Source organism: Kitasatospora sp. NPDC038210 (assembly GCF_055600605.1).
Genome location: NZ_JBVJYK010000001.1, coordinates 23,452 through 40,242 on the forward strand (window position 1 = coordinate 23,452; position 16,791 = coordinate 40,242).

Sequence of the window (16,791 nt, forward strand, 5' to 3'; positions counted from 1 at the left end):
CGGGATAGTTGACCGGAACGCAAAGATGCAGCTCAGGAGCCATGGATGGACCTCAACTTGCTGCGGGCCCTGGACGCCCTGCTGCAGGAGAACAGTGTGACCAAGGCCGCCGAGCGGCTCGGCACCTCGCCGGCGGCGGTGAGCCGCACGCTGGCCCGGCTGCGCCGGGCGGTCGGCGACCCGCTGCTGGTGCGGGCCGGACAGGGGATGGTGCCGACCCCGCGGGCGCTCGAACTCCGGGAGGAGGTGGGCGCGTTGCTGCGCGACTGCGACAACGTGCTGCGCCCCGGGGCGGGGTTCGAGCCGGTGCACCTGGAGCGGACCTTCACCGTGCAGACCAGTGACGTCGTCCTGGTCCGGGTGGCCGGGCCGCTGACCGAGCGGATCCGCGCGGAGGCGCCCGAGGTCGACGTGGTGTTCCTGCCGGAGGCGCTGGAGGGCGGGCCGGCGCTGCGGCAGGGGCTCGTGGACGTCGAGGTGGGCGTGCTGGGGCACCTGGACCCGGAGATCCGCACCCGGCCACTGGTCCGGGCGCCCCTGGTGGGCGTGGCCCGTGGCGGGCATCCGCTGTTCGACGGGCGGATCACCGCACGGCGCTTCGCCGCGGCCGACCACATCGGCGTCTCGCGGCGCGGCAGGCGGCTCGGGCCGATCGACGCCGCGCTGGCCGAGCGCGGGCTGCGGCGCCGGGTGGCGGTGGTGGTGCCGAGCCACACCAGCGCGATGCTGCTGGCCCGGGACAGCGACCTGGTCGCGCTCGGGGTGGCGGACTGGCTGCCGGAGACGGTCGCGGCGCTGGGCCTGCGCACCTTCCCGGTCCCGCTCGAACTCGACCCGCTGGAGCTGGGGATGGCCTGGCACCCGCGCAACTCGGCTGACCCGGGCCACCGTTGGTTCCGCGAGCACCTGGCGGCGGCCGTCCGGCGGGCGGGGCAGGAGTGAGCCGGGCGCGGTACGGATCCCACTGTCCGTACCGCGCCCGGTGATCGGTGGCCCCGGCGGCCGGCGTTCCGCGGCCGCCGGGCGTTCGGCGGCTACCGGCGGAGCGGTCCCTCGCAGGTGTAGTCGGCGGTACCGGCCTTGCCGCCGGTCCAGACGTCGACCTTGCCGAAGCTGCAGTTCATGTCGTTGAGGTTGTTCGCCCCCTCGACGTCCTCGGTGCGGGTGAGGATGAAGTAGTCCACGGTGTCGGACATGTCCTTGAAGACCTTGTCCGGGTTGGTGGAGTCGGAGAGGTTGGCGGTGATGCGCCCGGTGCAGACGAAGCGCATCGGCTTGTTGGCCCAGTCGCCGTTGTCCTTGCAGTCGGGCGTGGCGCCGGTGGCGGCGGCGAACTCCTCCTGGACGTCGCCGGCCCACGCGAGGTCGAGGGAGCCGTTCGGGACGAAGGAGGTCGACGGGACGTACAGGTTGTCGACGTTCCTGATCTGGGCGTCGAGGAAGGCGGAGTACTCCTTCTGCAGGCCGGCGTCGGCGCCGACCCGGTCGCGCCAGGCGTCGAAGCCGGCCGGGTCGTCGGCGCGCTGGTAGCCGTACATCTCGCGGAGCAGCGCGGGGTGCTGCTGCCAGAGGAACTCGAAGAAGGTGCCGGCGTAGTTGTAGAAGTGGAACGCGGGGGTGTCGGTGTACCGGGCGTGCAGGAGCTGGGCGACGGTCATCCGGGGGATGCCGGCGGCCTCGTCCGCGGCCAGCTTGCGGACCAGCGACTTGCGCACCAGGATGCCGTGGTCGCGGGTGGAGCCGTCGAAGAACTCGGCGGTGCCCTCGTCCATCGCGGTGGTCTTGTCGTCGGCGTACCAGCGCGGGTCGCCGAAGTAACCCGGCACCGCCCAGCGGCCGTTGAGGTAGTGCACGTACTCGTGGCGGAACAGCTCTTCGAGGGTGAGCTGGGAGTCCTGCGGGACGCGCCGCTGGTAGGTGTAGAAGGTGGCGCCGCGCTCGATGTACATGCCGCCGTTGCTGGTGCTGTAGCCGGTGAGGATCGGCTGGTAGACCTCGTAGTCGGCGCGCGAGGCGTACAGGTGGATGTGCAGGGTGGGGTTGACGTCCCCGGCGAGCGGCTGGTCGGTGCCGAGCACCCGGAAGTACTGGGACTTGACCTGCTTGCTCGCGTAGTACATCTGGTCGACGGTGGCCTTGTCGAGGGCGGTGTGGACCTCGATGGCGCCGTTGTCGTAGGTGTACGTGTTCGGGAAGAGCTTCGCCTCCAGGTCGGATATGCAGACGCCGTACTGGTGGCAGACGCCGTAGGTGGCGGCCCAGCCTATGGCCTTGGCCCACGGGTCGGACCACTCGCCGAAGGCGGTCCGGGTGGCGTCGATCAGCCGGCCGAGGTCGGCGACGGTGGCGTCGTGCAGGGCCGGCACCTGCCCGAACCGGCCGTACTCGGCGACGGCGTCGCGGGCGGCCCAGGCGTTCTTGGTGCCCTTGAGGTGGCCCCAGGAGGCGTAGGCGCGGAACGCGGCGCGGTAGTCGGCGTCGCCGGCGACGGCGGTGAGGAAGGCCGGGTCCTGGTTGTAGATGCCCAGGTAGTTGAGGTTGAGCGCCTGGAGGACGGCCTTGCCCCACGCGGCGCTGTCGGCCACCGTGGTGCCGGGGGCGAGCACGCCGAGGATGCGTCGGGCGAGGCCGAGGTTGTTCTGGCGCAGGCCGTCGGCGCCGGCGGTGATGGCGGTCTCGCGCAGGATGTTCGCGGCGAGGTCGGTGCGGTCGAAGGCGTGCGCGCTGCCCGCGTACGCCGTGATCGCGCCCTGGATCGAGCCGAGCGTCGCGGGGTCGGAGACGTTCAGCTCGTGGTGGGTGAAGGCGTGGTAGACGGTCGCGTGCAGGTACGTCCACAGCTCGTAGACGTGCGAGGAGCCGGTGCCGTCGTCGGTGGCGGACAGCTGGGTGAGCCGGTCGGCGACCGCCCGGACGTGGGCGTTGTCCATGGTGGTGGTGAAACGGGCGTCCCAGGTCCAGAGGATCGAGTTCAGACAGCCGTCCGCGGTGACCGCCGGGTCGGTGAGGAAGGCGACGAGCTGGTCGGCGCCGAGGCGGGTGAGCCCGTCGACGGTGCAGGGCACACCGGCGCCGCTGGTGGGCGGGGTGGTGGCGGCGGTGCCGGCGACCTGGTCGGCGGTCGGCGCGGGCGCGCCGACGTGGTCGGGCAGCAGTCCGGGGATGAGCGTGCTGCCGAGCGAGCCGCCGCCGGGGGCCGGGGCCGGGGCGCCGGGCTTGGCGGTGTCGGCGCCGAGGTGGTCGACGTCGTCGTAGGCGGTGCGCTGGTCGGGGGCGGCCGGGGCGGGCGTGGAGCTCGTCGGTGCGGTCGGCGCCGAGGCCGGGGCCGAGGTCGCGGGGGTGGGGGTGAGGGCCTGGGCGGTCTGCAGCGTGGGCAGCGTGAGGGTGACGGCCATCGCGGAGGCGAGCAGGACGCGCCGGGCTACGCGGGAAGTTGACACCGGATCTCCTGGAGGGGGAATTGGCAGGGCGGTGCGAGGCGGCAGTGCCGTGGGTTCCGGCCCGGGACTGCCGGGGCGAGGGCGGGCGTTGCGGGGTCGGGGCGCCCTCGGTTGAGCGAGGCGTAACATAGCAATGTGAAATTGCACCTGCCAAGAGGGTGAACGGAGTTGACCCCCACTCCGTCCGCTTCTGCAGTTCGCGATACCCTACGGGGGTACGTGCTGGCGGACCGGACCCGATGGGGGAGGCGGAGGGTGGCGCAGCTGCGGCCGTTCGGCCCCTCGATGCCACGGGCGCTGCGCCTGCTGCTGCTCGCCGCGCTGCTGATCGGCGTCGTGACGATGCACACGCTCGGGCATCCGGCCGGTGGACACGGCGGGCACGGTGGGCGCGACGCCGGGGGCGACCGGGTGGCGGCGCGTCAGGCCTCGGGCCACCACGCGATGGCCGCCGAGCCCGTCCGGGCCCCGGCCGCGCGGGTCGTGACCGGCGGCCCCGGCCTCGACGCCGACGCCGGCTCCGGTTCTGTCGCCGCCGCCGCCTCTCGCGCCGCCTCTGCCTTCGCCGACCCCTCGGCTCCCGGCGGCATGGACCCGATGACGGTCTGCCTCGCCGTCCTCGCCGGCTGGGCCCTGGTGCTCCTGATCGCCGGTCCGCTGCTGCGTTCCGGCGGGGATGCGGCCGCCGAGGTGCGCGCGCGTCTGCTGCGGGCCGTCCGTGCGCAGCCCCCGCCCGGGGGTGGACGGATACTCCTCGCCCGGATCTCGGTGCTGCGTCAGTAGGCGCGCGCCCGCCCTTCCGTGCCCGCGCGCGCTGCGAAGCGCCCGCGTGCGGAACGGGCGACGCGACGTCCTGCACGCCCACACCACCACCGCACGAGGTGCACTCCGTCATGCGCACACCCACCCGCCGTACCGTCCTCGCCGCCGCGCTCGCCGCCGCCGGGACCGGCCTGCTCGCCGCCTGCTCGTCCGACTCGATGAAGGGCATGGACCACGCGTCCGTGAACCACGGCGGCACGGGAGGTGCGAGCGGCCCGGCCCCCTCCGCCTCCCCCGCCGGTTTCGTTGCACCGAACGGTCCCGAGGTCGCCGCCGCCGAGGCGAAGCGCAACCCCGGCCCGGAGCGCAAGGTCGCGCTCACCGCCACCGAGACCACCCTCGACCTCGGCGGCCGCACCGTCCGCAGCTGGGCGTACGGCGACCGCCTGCCCGGCCGGGAGGTCCGGGCCACCGTCGGCGACACGCTCGCCCTCACCCTCGCCAACCACCTGCCGCAGCCCACCTCGCTGCACTGGCACGGCCTCGCGCTGCGCAACGACATGGACGGCGTGCCGGGCCTGACCCAGTCCGCCGTCAGGGCCGGCGCCTCCTTCGACTACCGCTTCGCCCTCACCCACCCGGGCACGTACTGGTTCCACCCGCACTCCGGTGTCCAGCAGGACCGCGGCCTGTACGCACCGCTGATCGTCGAGGACCCGAAGGAGCCGCTGCGCTACGACAGGGAGTGGGTCGTCGTCCTGGACGACTGGGTGGACGGCGTCGACGGGAGCACCCCGGACGCCGTTCTCGCCGAACTCGCCAAGGGAATGGGCGGGACGGACCACTCCGGCGGCTCCGGCCACGACATGCCGGGAATGCCCGGAATGTCAGGGATGACCGGTACGGCGGGGCCGGGGGCGGACGGTGCGACGAGCGGACCCGCCCGGATGCTGATGGGTGCCCGCAGCCCCCTGCTCGGCGGCGACGCCGGCGACGTCGCCCACCCGTTCCACCTGGTCAACGGCCGTCTCGCGACCGCACCCGAGACCTTCACCGCCAAGCCCGGCGACCGGATCCGGATCCGGCTGATCAACGCAGCCGGCGACACCGCCTACCGGGTCGCCCTCGGCGGACACGAGCTGACCGTCACCCACACCGACGGCTTCCCGGTCGAACCGGCCGCCACCCGGGCGCTGCTGCTCGGGATGGGCGAGCGCTACGACGTCCTGGTCACCGCCGGGGACGGCGTCTTCCCGCTGACCGCGCTCGCCGAGGGCAAGGGAGCGACCGCGCTCGCCCTGCTGCGCACCGGCGGCGGCGCCGCGCCCGACGCCTCGGTGCGCCCGGCCGAGCTCGACGGCACGCTGGTGACCGCCGGTGGGCTGAAGGCCGACCCGAGTGTCCGACTGCCCGCCAAGTCCCCTGACCGCACGGTGCAGTTGGAGCTCACCGGCGGCATGGCGAAGGCCGACTGGGCGTTCAACGGCCGCAGGTACGACCCGGCGCAGCGCCACCCGGTGGCCGCCGGCGAGCGGGTGCGGCTGGAGTTCCGCAACAGCACCGCCATGTGGCACCCGGTCCACCTGCACGGACACAGCTTCGCGCTCCCCGGTGACGGCCCGCGCAAGGACACCGCGATCGTGCTGCCCGGCACGACCCTGGCCGTCGACTTCGACGCCGACAACCCGGGGCTGTGGATGGTGCACTGCCACAACGTGTACCACGCGGAGACGGGCATGATGACCGTCCTCGGTTACCAGGCGTAACCCCGGTCCACGTTCCGAGACGCCGGGGCGGGGAGCGCGCCCCCCGCCCCGGCGCCCGGCCCGTCGTACCGGGGCACCGGCGCCGACCTGCGCCTTCATGACGTTTTCTTAACGCGGGCCGATGACACCTCCTTGACGTCCGTCGCATAGCCTGGCGCACTGCCGTCGCCCGACGGCGCTTTCACGGGGTCTTCAAAGCAAGAGGTGCAAGGTGGTTTCGTCGGGTTCGACGGAGACGGCGGCGGCAGATCCGTCGTCGGCGCGAATACGGCTCCGCAGCTGGCTTCTGGCGGACGTGTCCGCTTCCAAGACGGCCTCGGACGCGGACACGCAGGGTGACGCGGCGGTGGGGGACTCCGCCGCGCACGGTGCGCACGTCGGCCAGCGCTGGTGGCGGGTGATGTGCCTGACCGGCCTGGACTACTTCTCGACGCTCGGCTACCAGCCGGGCATCGCCGCCCTGGCGGCGGGCGTGCTGTCGCCGATCGCGACGATCGTCCTGGTCCTCGTGACCCTGCTGGGCGCGCTGCCCGTCTATCACCGGGTGGCCAAGGAGAGCCCGCGCGGCGAGGGCTCGATCTCGATGCTGGAACGGCTGCTGTCGTTCTGGAAGGGCAAGCTCTTCGTCCTCGCGCTGCTCGGCTTCGCGGCGACGGACTTCATCATCACCATCACGCTGTCCGCCGCCGACGCGAGCGCGCACCTGGTGGAGAACCCGCACCTGACCAGCGTCCTGGGCGGCAAGCAGGTGCTGATCACGCTGCTCCTGGTCGCACTGCTCGGCGCGGTCTTCCTGAAGGGCTTCAGTGAGGCGATCGGCCTGGCGGTCGCACTGGTCGGGGTCTACCTGGCGCTCAACGTGGTCGTGGTCGTGGTCGGCCTCTGGAAGATCATCCAGGCCCCGCACGTGGTCTCCGACTGGACCGACGCGCTGACCACCCAGCACGGCAACCCGATCCTGATGATCGGCGTGGCGTTGGTGCTCTTCCCGAAGCTGGCGCTGGGCATGTCCGGCTTCGAGACCGGCGTCGCGGTGATGCCGCACATCCAGGGCGACCCGGGCGACACCGAGGCGAACCCGACGGGCCGGATCCGCGGCACCCGCAAGCTGCTCACCACGGCCGCTGTGATCATGAGCACCTTCCTGATCGCCACCAGCTTCATCACCACGCTGCTCATCCCGGCCGACCAGTTCAAGCCCGGCGGCGACGCCAACGGCCGCGCCCTCGCGTACCTGGCCCACCAGTACCTGGGCGGCACCTTCGGGAGCATCTACGACCTGTCGACCATCGCGATCCTCTGGTTCGCCGGTGCCTCGGCCATGGCGGGCATGCTCAACCTGCTGCCCCGCTACCTGCCGCGCTACGGCATGGCCCCGCACTGGGCACGCGCCGTGCGCCCGATGGTGATCGTCCTCACCCTGGTCGCCTTCCTGATCACCTGGATCTTCGACGCCAACGTGGACGCCCAGGGCGGTGCCTACGCGACCGGTGTGCTGGTACTGATGAGTTCGGCAGCGATCGCGGTGACCATCGCCGCGTACCGGAAGCGCCAGCGCGGCTGGACCATCGCCTTCGCTGTGATCGCGGCGGTCTTCCTGTACACCACCGTGCTGAACGTCATGGAGCGGCCGGACGGTCTGAAGATCGGCGCCTGCTTCATCGCCGGCATCATCCTGGTCTCGCTGGCCTCCCGGCTGCGCCGCGCCTTCGAGCTGCGGGTCACGAACGTGGCGATGGACGAGGTGGCGGAACGTTTCATCAGGGACTACGCGCACCGCCCGCTGCGGCTGATCGCCAACGAGCCGAGCCGCCGCGACAACGCCGAGTACCGCGACAAGATCCGCCAGATCCGCGCCGACAACGACATCCCCGGCGAGGACGACCTGGTCTTCGTCGAGGTCACCGTCCGCGACGCCTCCGACTTCGAGGCCGAGCTGACCGTCCGCGGCGAGGTCCTGCACGGGCGCTACCGGGTGCTCACCCTGGAGAGCTCCAGCATCCCCAACGCGATCGCCGCGCTGGCGCTCACCGTCCGGGACCGCACCGGGCAGCGGCCGCACCTCTACTTCGAGTGGACCGAGGGCAACCCCTTCGCCCAGTTCCTGCGGTTCTTCCTGTTCGGCCAGGGCGAGGTCGCGCCGGTCACCCGCGAGGTGCTGCGCGAGGCCGAGCCGGACCGCTCGCGCCGCCCGCGCGTCCACGTCGGCTGACCCCGTCGGCCGACCCCCGCGGGCGCCCCGGCGCCGGCCCCTGACCGCCGCCCCTGCTGCACGGCCCGTCCGCTCCCGGTGAGCGGGCGGGCCGTCGGCGTTCCCGGAGGCGTTCTGGTCGGCGGGTCCGGGGCGGCGGGTCCGTGACGCCACGAGCCTGTGACCCCGTGAGCACGTGGTGCCGCCCACGCCCGGGAGGGGAGGGCGTGGGCGGCGGATCGGGAGGGGACGGGGTCAGGAGGGGAGGTCCAGGACCATGCCGGGCTGGATGAGGTCCGGGTCGTCACCGACGGTGCTGCGGTTGAGGGCGTAGAGGGCGGGCCAGCCACCGGGGACGCGGAGGCGCTCGGCGAGGTCGGCGAGGGTGTCGTTCTCCCGGACGGTCCAGGTGCCGTCCCGCGAAGGCGCGGGCTCGGCGGCCGGGGTCGGGGTGTGGGTGTGGGCGGGGGCGTGGGCGGCCGGGGGCGGCGCGGCGTCGCCGCGGTCGTGGCGGTGGGCGGCGCGGGCGCCGCAGACGGGCCACGGCGAGAGGCCGCGGCGGCCGGCGAGGCGCTGGGCGACGGCGATCTGCTGCTCGCGGGTGGCGAGGTCGGGGCGCGGGGCGTAGGCGAGGCCGCCGTTCTCGCGCCAGGTGGGCTGGTCGAACTGGAGACCGCCGTAGTAACCGTTGCCGGTGTTGACGCGCCAGTTGCCGCTGCTCTCGCAGGCCGCCACGCTGTCCCAGTCGTACCGGCCGCCGTCCGTCCGGCCGGGGTCGGAGCCGCCGTCGCGGCCCGGGGGTGCGGCGTCGGCCGCTGGGGCGCCGGCGAGGGCCACGGTCAGGGCGCAGAGCGCGGTCGGGACGAGGCGGCGGAGACGAGCGGTGGGAGGCATGGGCGGCTCTCAGATCCGGGGACAGGACACGCACCGCCCGGAGACGGCGCACTCCCACCGACGCAGACCGTCGGGCCGTTCCGCCGCCGACACGTCCGGCAGGTCACCCGCACGGCCGCCCGGGACCACCCCCGCGGCCCGCGGCCATCCGGCCGTACCCCCGGTTCACCCACCGCCCTAGAGTGACGGCGGACGTTCCTCTGAGAAGGGTACGAACGATGACGATCGATCAGGGCGCCGCACACGCCGAGTTGGGTGTGATCGGTGGCTCCGGGCTCTACGCGCTGCTGGACGACGTGACCGAGGTGCGGGTGGACACGCCGTACGGGGCGCCCAGCGACGCGCTGTTCGTGGGGGAGGTGGCCGGGCGTCGGGTCGCCTTCCTGCCCCGGCACGGGCGCGGCCACGGTCTGCCGCCGCACCGGATCAACTACCGGGCCAACCTGTGGGCGCTGCACTCCCTGGGGGTGCGGCAGGTGCTCGGGCCGTGCGCGGTGGGCGGGTTGCGGCCGGAGTACGGGCCGGGCACGCTGCTGGTGCCGGACCAGTTCGTGGACCGGACCTCGGGGCGGGTGCAGACCTTCTACGACGGCCTGCCGCTGCCGGACGGCTCGGTGCCCGAGGTGGTGCACGTGTCGATGGCCGACCCGTACTGCCCGGAGGGGCGGCGGGCGGCCCTGGACGCGGCGCGCGACGCGGCGTGGGAGCCGGTGGACGGCGGCACGCTGGTGGTGATCGAGGGCCCGCGCTTCTCCACCCGCGCCGAGTCCCGCTGGTTCACCGCCAACGGCTGGTCGGCGGTCGGCATGACGGGCCACCCGGAAGCGGTACTGGCGCGTGAACTCGGGCTCTGCTACACGTCGTTCGCGTTGGTCACCGATCTCGACGCGGGGGTGCAGAGCGGCGAGGGCGTCACCCACGCGGAGGTGCTGAAGGTCTTCGCGGGCAACGTCGACCGGCTGCGCACCGTCCTGTTCAGGGCGCTGGAGCTACTGCCCGCGGAACGGGACTGCGTCTGCTCGCACGCCCTGGACGGGGCCGCCACCGGCCTGCCGGGCGTGGCCGCCGGCTGAGCCGTCCGAGCCCCGTGGCACCTGGAGCCCGGAGAGCCCCGGAGACCGCGGAGGCGGGCCGCCGACACCGTCGACGGACCGCCTCCGCGGTCACGACCGGACGGGTCACACGTGGATCTCGGTGGTGCAGTCGGTCCACCACGGGCTGAGCGGGGGAGTCCAGCCGAGGTACTTGGTGCCGCAGATCTTGATGCTCCCGACCTGTACGTAGTACTTCGTCGCGTTGGCCTTGCCCCGGTCCGCCTTCACGTCCCCCAGGTCCTTGTCGAAGGCGGACTTGAGGTGGACGGTGCCCGTGTAGTACGTGCCGCTGCCGGTGTAGATCCAGACCCAGCCGTCGGAGCAGTTGTCCACCTGGACCTGGATGTTGTCGAGCTTGTAGTACTTCGTGCAGCCGGCCGTGGCGGAGGTGCTCGCGGCGGCCGGGGAGGCCGACACGGTGGTCAGTGCGGCGACTGCGAGGCCCAGGGCGCCGACGGTCCTCGCCAGCGTGCCCGACGTCTTCTTCATGGTGACAACCCCTGTGGTGTGGTTCCGGCATGTCTGCTCTCGGAGCACCCCCACTGTTCCGGTGAGGTCATACGTGTGCCATCAGTCAATTGACTGTCGGGGTGTGCACAGGTGTGGCGGTGCGGACGTCCACCTGAAAGACGGTCATCCGCCCCGCGTCGGCGGGCGACGGACGACCAGGGCGAGGACGAGGGGACCGACGCCCGGGCGACCGCGAGCCGGTAGCGGCTCCCCGCAAGGGGCCCGTCACGCCGCACGGCGCGACGGGCCCCTCACGCACCGGCGGCCCGGACGTAGACGTCGGCCGCGCCGGGGAGGTCGGCGGCCGGTCGCTCCACCACGAATATCTCCCGTCCGTCCTGCCCGTCGGGCAGCAATGGGCCAGAGGCGGGCTCGTCTCCCGGCAGTGACGCTCGCAGGTCCTCCGGCAGCGCTGCGGGGGCACCGGGCCGGGGCAGGTCGTACGTCCTGAGGAAGTCGTCGAGGTTGGCGTCGTCGCCGCCGCCGATCCGGTAGCGCAGGTAGGCGACCCGCGCCCCGTCGGCGGTCCGGGACAGCACGGCGTCCGCCGGGACGTAGTAGCGCCCCTTGCCGGGGTGCTGCTCGTGGGACAGGCCCGCCAGCCGCTCCGCGCGGTCGGTGTCTGTCGGCGGCGGATCGACGGCCCGGAGGTACGCGGCCACGCCCCACCAGCCGCACCCCACGGTGATCAGCCCACAGAGCACGAGGAAGGAAGCCAGCAACCGGCGCGTCCACGGACTGTCACCATTGATGAGGGACACCATGTCAGCCCTTCCTGGTCCGGGCCTTGCTGGTGCCTCCCATGTCGAACTCCTTGGCCAGACCTGTCCGGTGGAGACGCTGGAGGTCGTCGTCCGACACGTGACCCATGCCCGGCACATCGGTTCCCTTCCAGTGATCCCAGTTGTACCGGTCGCGAACGTGCGTCTGGTACGTGACGGTCACTGCCGGTGGAGCACCCGGTGATGTCGGTTTGACCTCGATCTTCGCTTCCGTGTTGTAGTGGAAGGAACCGACTGCGTAGAACCAGTCCTTGCTGCTCTCCGGTGTTGCGGACATGGGTTGCCAACCGGTCTGCTGGACCAGCGCGACCGGCTTTCCGGTGCGGCGGTACTCGGAAAGGGCCTCGGCCTCCCAGCCGGGGACATTGCCGTCCAGCGTGGTGTTCACGCTCTCCTGGAAGTCCGGGATGTCCCGCAGCATGTCATCGACGTTCAGGTCGAGCGGTTCGCCGGTGCCGGAGAGGAAGTGAGCCATGTTGGCGCTGGCATGGGTGCCCTCTGCAGCGAAGGGCATGCCGGCGACACCGGCCCCCAACGTGGCTGCCAGCCTGCGGTCTCGGTCGGTCGGGCTCTCGGTGTCGTAATCGCCTGCTCCCCGGTCGTACGCATCGGGAGGCAGCAGCACCCCGCCCTCACCACCGAAGACCTTCGGCAGGTCCCTCGCGGCGGCCAGGTCCTCGCTGACCACCCGTGTCGTCCATGCGTCCAAGTGGCGGTATTTCACTGATGCGTCAATGCGATCCAGCTCGTGCCCAGCGGTGTTGCTGACGTCGGCCGCATATTTCACAGCAGCTTCCAGCAGGTTGCGGATGTCTCCGGCGACCGTGGCCAGCTGACGGGATTCACCCCCGCTCTCCGGGTCGTTGGTGCTCAGCCAGGTGGGAAATTCGATGTCACCGTTGTCCCTGACAGTGAGGTCGTTCGCGCGAGCGAGATCGTCTGCTTCGTTCACCCAACGGCGAGCCAGGGTAAGGCCCGTAGCGGTGTTCACGAGGGTGAGCCTCGCGGCCTCCATCTCCTGCTCGGCGATTGACAGCTCGTCGAGCAGGGTGGAGAGTGCCCGGCGGCCCAGATCGGCGGCGTCGCCACTCCAGCCTTCCTGGAGTGTGGAGAGGACATCGACAGTGAGATAGCGGGCGGCGCTCATGGCGTTTCCGACCCTGTCCCACTCCTCCGCCGCCCGGTGGAAGGCCTCCGGGTCGCAGGACCGGATCTGGTGCAGGGTGACCGGCTCGGGGAACCGCCGGTCATGTTCGGGGTGGGCGCCGTTGCGGCGGCCGTCCGGGTCCTCTTCGTAGACGGAGGGCATCAGCTGGTGCCTTCCAGTAGGGCGGCGGCGTTGCGCAGTTGCTCCGCGACGGCGGCCTCCTGCCGGTAGTAGTTGGCAGCAGTGGTTCGAAGTCCTTCGGCAAGTTTGTGCATCGCATCGGCGATCTTCCCGGTCTCCGTCGACCAGTGGGTCGTGCAGGCGCCGAGGGACACGCCGACAGTCCAGTCCCCGTGGCGGGCCGCGGCGGCCGCCGACTCCCCGAAGCCCGTGTCCGCCTGGGAGATCTTGTTCGTCCCCTCGTCCAGTTTGGCTGCTGCTACGGGGAGCCGTTCCGGCTCCGAGACGTACCCGCCCACCCCGTGTCCTCCCCCAGCGCGAGTGCGGTTCGGTTCTGACGCTAACGAGCGAGCAGGGGCAGGCGCAGCCGAACGGACCGACTGGTCGGCAGAAGGGTCCTGTGGCCCGGCGGGCGATTCGTTCGCGGTGTGCCGCCGTCGGCCGGAGCAGGCGGTGGGTGGGTCAGTCGGTGGTGGGGAAGACGCGGTCGAGGTGGTAGCGGAGGGTGGCGGTGGCTTCCTCCGGGGTGCGTTGGCCGAGGAGGACGCTCAGGCCGAGGCCGGCGGAGGTGGCGAGGAGGACGGCGGCTTCCCGGTGGGGGTCGAGGGCGGGGCCGGTGTCGCCGGATCGCCGGGCGGTGGCGAGGTGGGCGGCGAGGAAGGCCTCCATCTCGTCGGGGGCGGCGAGGAAGGCCGGGGAGGCGAGGGCGCGGTCGGTGACGGAGAGGACGGCGTACTCGGTGTGGATGAGGTGGAAGGCGCGGCTCTCGTCGTCGGTGGGGACGGCTTCGAGCAGGACGGCCTCGATGATGCCGCGCGGGTCGGTGCCGGCGCCGGTCGCCCGTACGCGGCGCCGGACGCGTTCGCCCATGCGGCCGGTGAGGCGGGTCATGGCGTCGAGGAGCAGCTTCTCCTTGGTGTCGAAGTAGTACTGCACGAGCCGCACGGAGACGCCGGCCTCGGTGGCGACGGAGCGCATGGTGACGGAGTGGAGGCCGTCGCGCGCCGCCGACCGGAGCAGGGCGTCGACGATGTGGGCCCGCCGCTCCTCGTGGTCCACCAGCTTGGGCATCGGGTTCCCTTCGAATGTTTTTGTGGTACAACCATACCATCAAAACAGGGGAGGGCTCATGACCAGGACCAGCGTCGGACACTTCGTCAGTGAGGCGGCTCGGGCGAAGTTCCTTGAGGCGTACGACCGCGCGATGGACTTGTGGCCGAGCCCGCGGCAGGAGTTCGACGTCGAGACCGCGTACGGGCGCGTGCACGTCCACCGCCACGGCGCGGCGACCGGCGAGCCGATCGTGCTGCTGCACGGGCACGCCGGGCACCCGTCCAACTGGTACCCGCAGGTCGCGGCCCTCGGGGAGCACCACCCGGTCTACGCGGTCGACACCCTGGACGACCCCGGCCGCAGTGTGCAGCGCGCCGTCGCGGCGGGACCGCAGGAGAACGCCGCCTGGCTGGGGGAGGTGCTCGCCGGCCTGGGGCTGGAGCGGGTGCACCTGGTCGGGGTCTCGTACGGCGGCTGGCTGGCGCTCAACCAGGCCGTCCACGCGCCCGAGCGGCTCGCCTCGGTTGCGCCGCTGGACCCGGGCGGGATCGAGAAGGTCCCCGCGCGGTTCTACGTCAGCATGATCGCCGGGCTGTTCGGCATGCTGGCGCCGAGGCCGCTGCGTCCGGCGGTGGGGCGGCTGCTCGCCAATCCGGCGCTCGGTGCGCCGCGCGAGATGATCGCTCCGCTGATGCTCGGGATGCGCAGCTACAAGCCGGGCGGCCGTCCGGCGGCCCGACCGTTCACGGACGGGGAGCTGGCGTCGATCGACCTGCCCGTCCTGGTGCTGGTGGGCAGGCGCAGTGCCCTGCTGCGCCCGCGCCGGGTGGTGGAGCGGGTCACGCGCCTGATCCCGGGCGTGCGGGCGGAGATCCTGGACCGGGCCGGTCACGGCCTGAACCTGGAACGGCCGGAACTCGTCAACGAGCGGCTGCTGTCGTTCATCGGGGGAGCGTCAGGCGGCGGCCGGCAGGGTTGAGGCGGCGCGGGCCTCGTCGTAGCGGTGGAGCACCAGACGGGCGACGGCCGGGTGGGCCGCCAGCGGGGCGCCGGTCCAGGCGGCCGCGGTGCCGGCCGCGCGGCGGGCGAAGAAGCCGGGGGAGAGGAGGTAGGTGGCGAGGGCGACCCCGGGGTGGCCGGCGGACCGGAGGTCGGCGACTGCCCGGTGGGGGGTGGGGGCGGCGGCCGACAGGTGGGCGGGGGTGACCGGGCGGCCCAGGCGGGCGGCCAGCAGCCGGGCCATCCGCGCGGTGTCGGCGAGCGCGGTGGGGTCGGAGGAGCCGGCGCCGGCCAGCACCACCGGGGCGTCCGTCGGGGCGCCGGCCTCGGTGAGGCGGTCGGCGAGGGCCACGGCGAGCAGCGGGTGCGGGCCGAGGGCGGCGGCGAGGCGGGCGTGCGGGAGGCCGGCGTTCGCCAGGGCGGCGGGGATGTCGACGCGCACGTGGTAACCGGTGCCGAGGAGGAGCGGGACCAGGATCGGCTGCCGGTCGGCGAGCCGGCCGAGGGCCTGCGGGAGGGACGGCTCGGCGAGGTCCAGGAAGCAGCAGTGGACGGCCAGTTCGGGGCGGAGCGAGCGAACGAGTCGCAGCAGGGCGCGCGTCGAGGTGACCGCCGCCGGATCGCGGCTCCCGTGGGCGACGGCGAGCAGGGCCGGGGCCGGCGGGGCCATCAGCCCGCCGCCAGCCGGTAGCCGCGCTTGGGGACGGTGCGGATCAGTGCGGCGTGCGGCCCCAGCGCGGCCCGCAGCCGTCCGACCGCCGCCTCCACCGCGTGCTCGTCGGCCGCCGCGTCGGGCCAGGCGGCGCGCAGCAGGTCGGCGCGGCTGAGCACCCGGCCGGGCCGCTCGGCGAGCGCCCGCAGCACGGCCGCGCCGCGCGGGCTGAGCCAGTGGCTCTCGCCGTCGACCAGGGCGGCGTTCCCCTGCAGCGTCAACACCCGCCCGGCGAGGACGACTTCACGTCGGGCCCGGCTCGGCAGGGTGTCGGCGAGCAGCCGGACCAGCGAGCCGAGGCGGCCGCGCTCCGGGTGGACGGCGGGCAGCCCGAGCTCGGTGAGCGGCCGGGCGCACAGCGCGCCGACGCACACCGGCAGGACGTCCTCGCGCAGGGCGTCGACCAGTGCCTCGTACAGGCCCTCGGCCTCCGCCGTGGCGAGCAGAGCGGTGATCGCGGGCGCGCTGGTGAAGGTGAGGGCGTGCACCTGGCGGCGGACGGTCTGGTCGAGGAGCTTGCGCACCGAGCCCGGGTCCTCCGGAGGCGCCCAGCGGTAGACCGGGACGGAGATCACCTCGGCACCGCGCTCGCGCAGCGCCGCGGCGAAGGCGTCCAGCCGGATCCCGTGCTCCTGGACGGCGATCCGGCACCCGGCCAGCGGGCGGGCGAGCAGCCAGGTGAGCAGCTCGTCGGTGGCCTCGGTGCCGGGGGAGTACTCCTCGCCCAGCCCGCTGGCCCGGACCGCGCCGGTGGCCTTGGGCCCGCGGCTGAGCACCACCGCGCCGCGGCAGGCCTCGGCGAGCGAGGCGCCCCGGCCCCAGCCCTCGGCCGCGCTCATCCAGCCGCGCCAGCCGACCCCGGTGGTGGCCACCACGTAGTCGAGCGGGGCGGCCAGGCAGCGTTCGGTGGCCTCGCGCAGGGCGAGGTCGTCGGCGAGCGGCAGGATGCGCAGCACCGGGGCCTCGACCACCTGTGCGCCGCGGCGGGTGAGCAGGGCGGTGAGCTCCTCGCGGCGCCGCGCGGCGGTGACGCCGACGGTGAAGCCGGTGAGCGGCCCTGACGGGGTGGGGGTTGCTGCCATGCCCGTCAGCGTGCGGTGCGCGTGTTACGGGGGCATTGCCCGTCCGTCACCTGCCGGTAAGCGAAAGTGCCGCTCCGGTTACGGCAGATGTCCGGCCGTGCACCCCGGTGGCCGGGTGCCGTGAGCGACGCGTACCGCGCCCGCAACACGGCCGACCCGAACGGGAAACAGCGGGCGGC

Annotated in this window: 15 protein-coding genes; 6 read left to right on the forward strand and 9 right to left on the reverse strand. The window is 73.1% G+C overall.

The annotated features are described in order from the left end of the window. The first annotated feature begins 45 nt into the window (after nt 1–45). On the forward strand, nt 46–942 hold the full coding sequence (locus ACZ7KX_RS00095) for a LysR family transcriptional regulator (RefSeq protein ID WP_470324460.1): 897 nt from the start codon (nt 46–48) through the stop codon (nt 940–942). Between the two features lie 92 nt (nt 943–1,034). Here ACZ7KX_RS00095 and ACZ7KX_RS00100 read toward each other — a convergent pair whose 3' ends face one another. Beyond that, nucleotides 1,035–3,440: a collagenase gene (locus tag ACZ7KX_RS00100; RefSeq protein ID WP_470324461.1), complete on the reverse strand. Its 2,406-nt coding sequence runs from the start codon at nt 3,438–3,440 to the stop codon at nt 1,035–1,037. A gap of 255 nt (nt 3,441–3,695) precedes the next feature. On the opposite strand from ACZ7KX_RS00100, the gene ACZ7KX_RS00105 reads away from it, so the two are divergent. The 3 genes from ACZ7KX_RS00105 to ACZ7KX_RS00115 all read left to right on the forward strand — a co-directional run bounded on the left by ACZ7KX_RS00105 (nt 3,696) and on the right by ACZ7KX_RS00115 (nt 8,180). Next, nucleotides 3,696–4,223 carry a hypothetical protein gene (locus ACZ7KX_RS00105; protein WP_470324462.1) on the forward strand — a complete coding sequence of 176 codons (528 nt, stop codon included), beginning with the start codon at nt 3,696–3,698 and terminating at the stop codon, nt 4,221–4,223. A 110-nt stretch (nt 4,224–4,333) separates the two neighbouring features. Then, a complete protein-coding gene (locus ACZ7KX_RS00110) occupies nt 4,334–5,968 on the forward strand; it encodes a multicopper oxidase family protein (protein WP_470324463.1) in 1,635 nt (544 codons plus the stop codon). Between the two features lie 400 nt (nt 5,969–6,368). Then, nucleotides 6,369–8,180 (forward strand): APC family permease, encoded by a 1,812-nt coding sequence (locus ACZ7KX_RS00115; RefSeq protein WP_470325084.1) that lies wholly within the window; start codon nt 6,369–6,371, stop codon nt 8,178–8,180. 234 nt (nt 8,181–8,414) lie between these two features. Here the strand turns inward: ACZ7KX_RS00115 and ACZ7KX_RS00120 are convergent, their stop codons facing one another. Further along, the gene (locus ACZ7KX_RS00120) at nt 8,415–9,053 is read right to left on the reverse strand and encodes a transglycosylase family protein (protein ID WP_470324464.1); all 639 of its coding nucleotides are present in this window, start codon (nt 9,051–9,053) and stop codon (nt 8,415–8,417) included. A gap of 218 nt (nt 9,054–9,271) precedes the next feature. Here ACZ7KX_RS00120 and ACZ7KX_RS00125 point away from each other — a divergent pair, with 218 nt between their 5' ends. After that, a complete protein-coding gene (locus ACZ7KX_RS00125; RefSeq protein WP_470324465.1) occupies nt 9,272–10,126 on the forward strand; it encodes an S-methyl-5'-thioadenosine phosphorylase in 855 nt (284 codons plus the stop codon). Nucleotides 10,127–10,231: 105 nt separating this feature from the next. On the opposite strand, the gene ACZ7KX_RS00130 is transcribed toward ACZ7KX_RS00125, so the two are convergent. The 5 genes from ACZ7KX_RS00130 to ACZ7KX_RS00150 form a co-directional block, all read right to left on the reverse strand. Continuing rightward, nucleotides 10,232–10,636: a hypothetical protein gene (locus tag ACZ7KX_RS00130; RefSeq protein ID WP_470324466.1), complete on the reverse strand. Its 405-nt coding sequence runs from the start codon at nt 10,634–10,636 to the stop codon at nt 10,232–10,234. Between the two features lie 272 nt (nt 10,637–10,908). Next, the gene (locus tag ACZ7KX_RS00135; RefSeq protein WP_470324467.1) at nt 10,909–11,421 is read right to left on the reverse strand and encodes a hypothetical protein; all 513 of its coding nucleotides are present in this window, start codon (nt 11,419–11,421) and stop codon (nt 10,909–10,911) included. A gap of 1 nt (nt 11,422) precedes the next feature. Continuing rightward, entirely contained in the window at nt 11,423–12,748 is a 1,326-nt protein-coding gene (locus ACZ7KX_RS00140; protein WP_470324468.1) for a hypothetical protein, read from the reverse strand. Then, nucleotides 12,748–13,065, reverse strand: a complete 318-nt coding sequence (locus tag ACZ7KX_RS00145; RefSeq protein WP_470324469.1) for a type VII secretion target — start codon at nt 13,063–13,065, stop codon at nt 12,748–12,750. Before ACZ7KX_RS00145 ends, ACZ7KX_RS00140 begins: the two co-directional genes overlap by 1 nt. Before the next feature lie 163 nt (nt 13,066–13,228). Continuing rightward, nucleotides 13,229–13,837: a TetR/AcrR family transcriptional regulator gene (locus ACZ7KX_RS00150; RefSeq protein WP_470324470.1), complete on the reverse strand. Its 609-nt coding sequence runs from the start codon at nt 13,835–13,837 to the stop codon at nt 13,229–13,231. A gap of 58 nt (nt 13,838–13,895) precedes the next feature. On the opposite strand from ACZ7KX_RS00150, the gene ACZ7KX_RS00155 reads away from it, so the two are divergent. Continuing rightward, a complete protein-coding gene (locus tag ACZ7KX_RS00155) occupies nt 13,896–14,798 on the forward strand; it encodes an alpha/beta fold hydrolase (RefSeq protein WP_470324471.1) in 903 nt (300 codons plus the stop codon). On the opposite strand, the gene ACZ7KX_RS00160 is transcribed toward ACZ7KX_RS00155, so the two are convergent. Both ACZ7KX_RS00160 and ACZ7KX_RS00165 read right to left on the reverse strand, forming a co-directional pair. Beyond that, entirely contained in the window at nt 14,775–15,488 is a 714-nt protein-coding gene (locus tag ACZ7KX_RS00160) for a sirohydrochlorin chelatase (protein WP_470324472.1), read from the reverse strand. The two genes, ACZ7KX_RS00155 and ACZ7KX_RS00160, sit on opposite strands and share 24 nt — an antisense overlap. Continuing rightward, a complete protein-coding gene (locus ACZ7KX_RS00165; protein WP_470324473.1) occupies nt 15,488–16,612 on the reverse strand; it encodes a uroporphyrinogen-III synthase in 1,125 nt (374 codons plus the stop codon). The genes ACZ7KX_RS00160 and ACZ7KX_RS00165 overlap by 1 nt, the downstream gene beginning before the upstream one ends. Between the last annotated feature and the right edge of the window lie 179 nt (nt 16,613–16,791).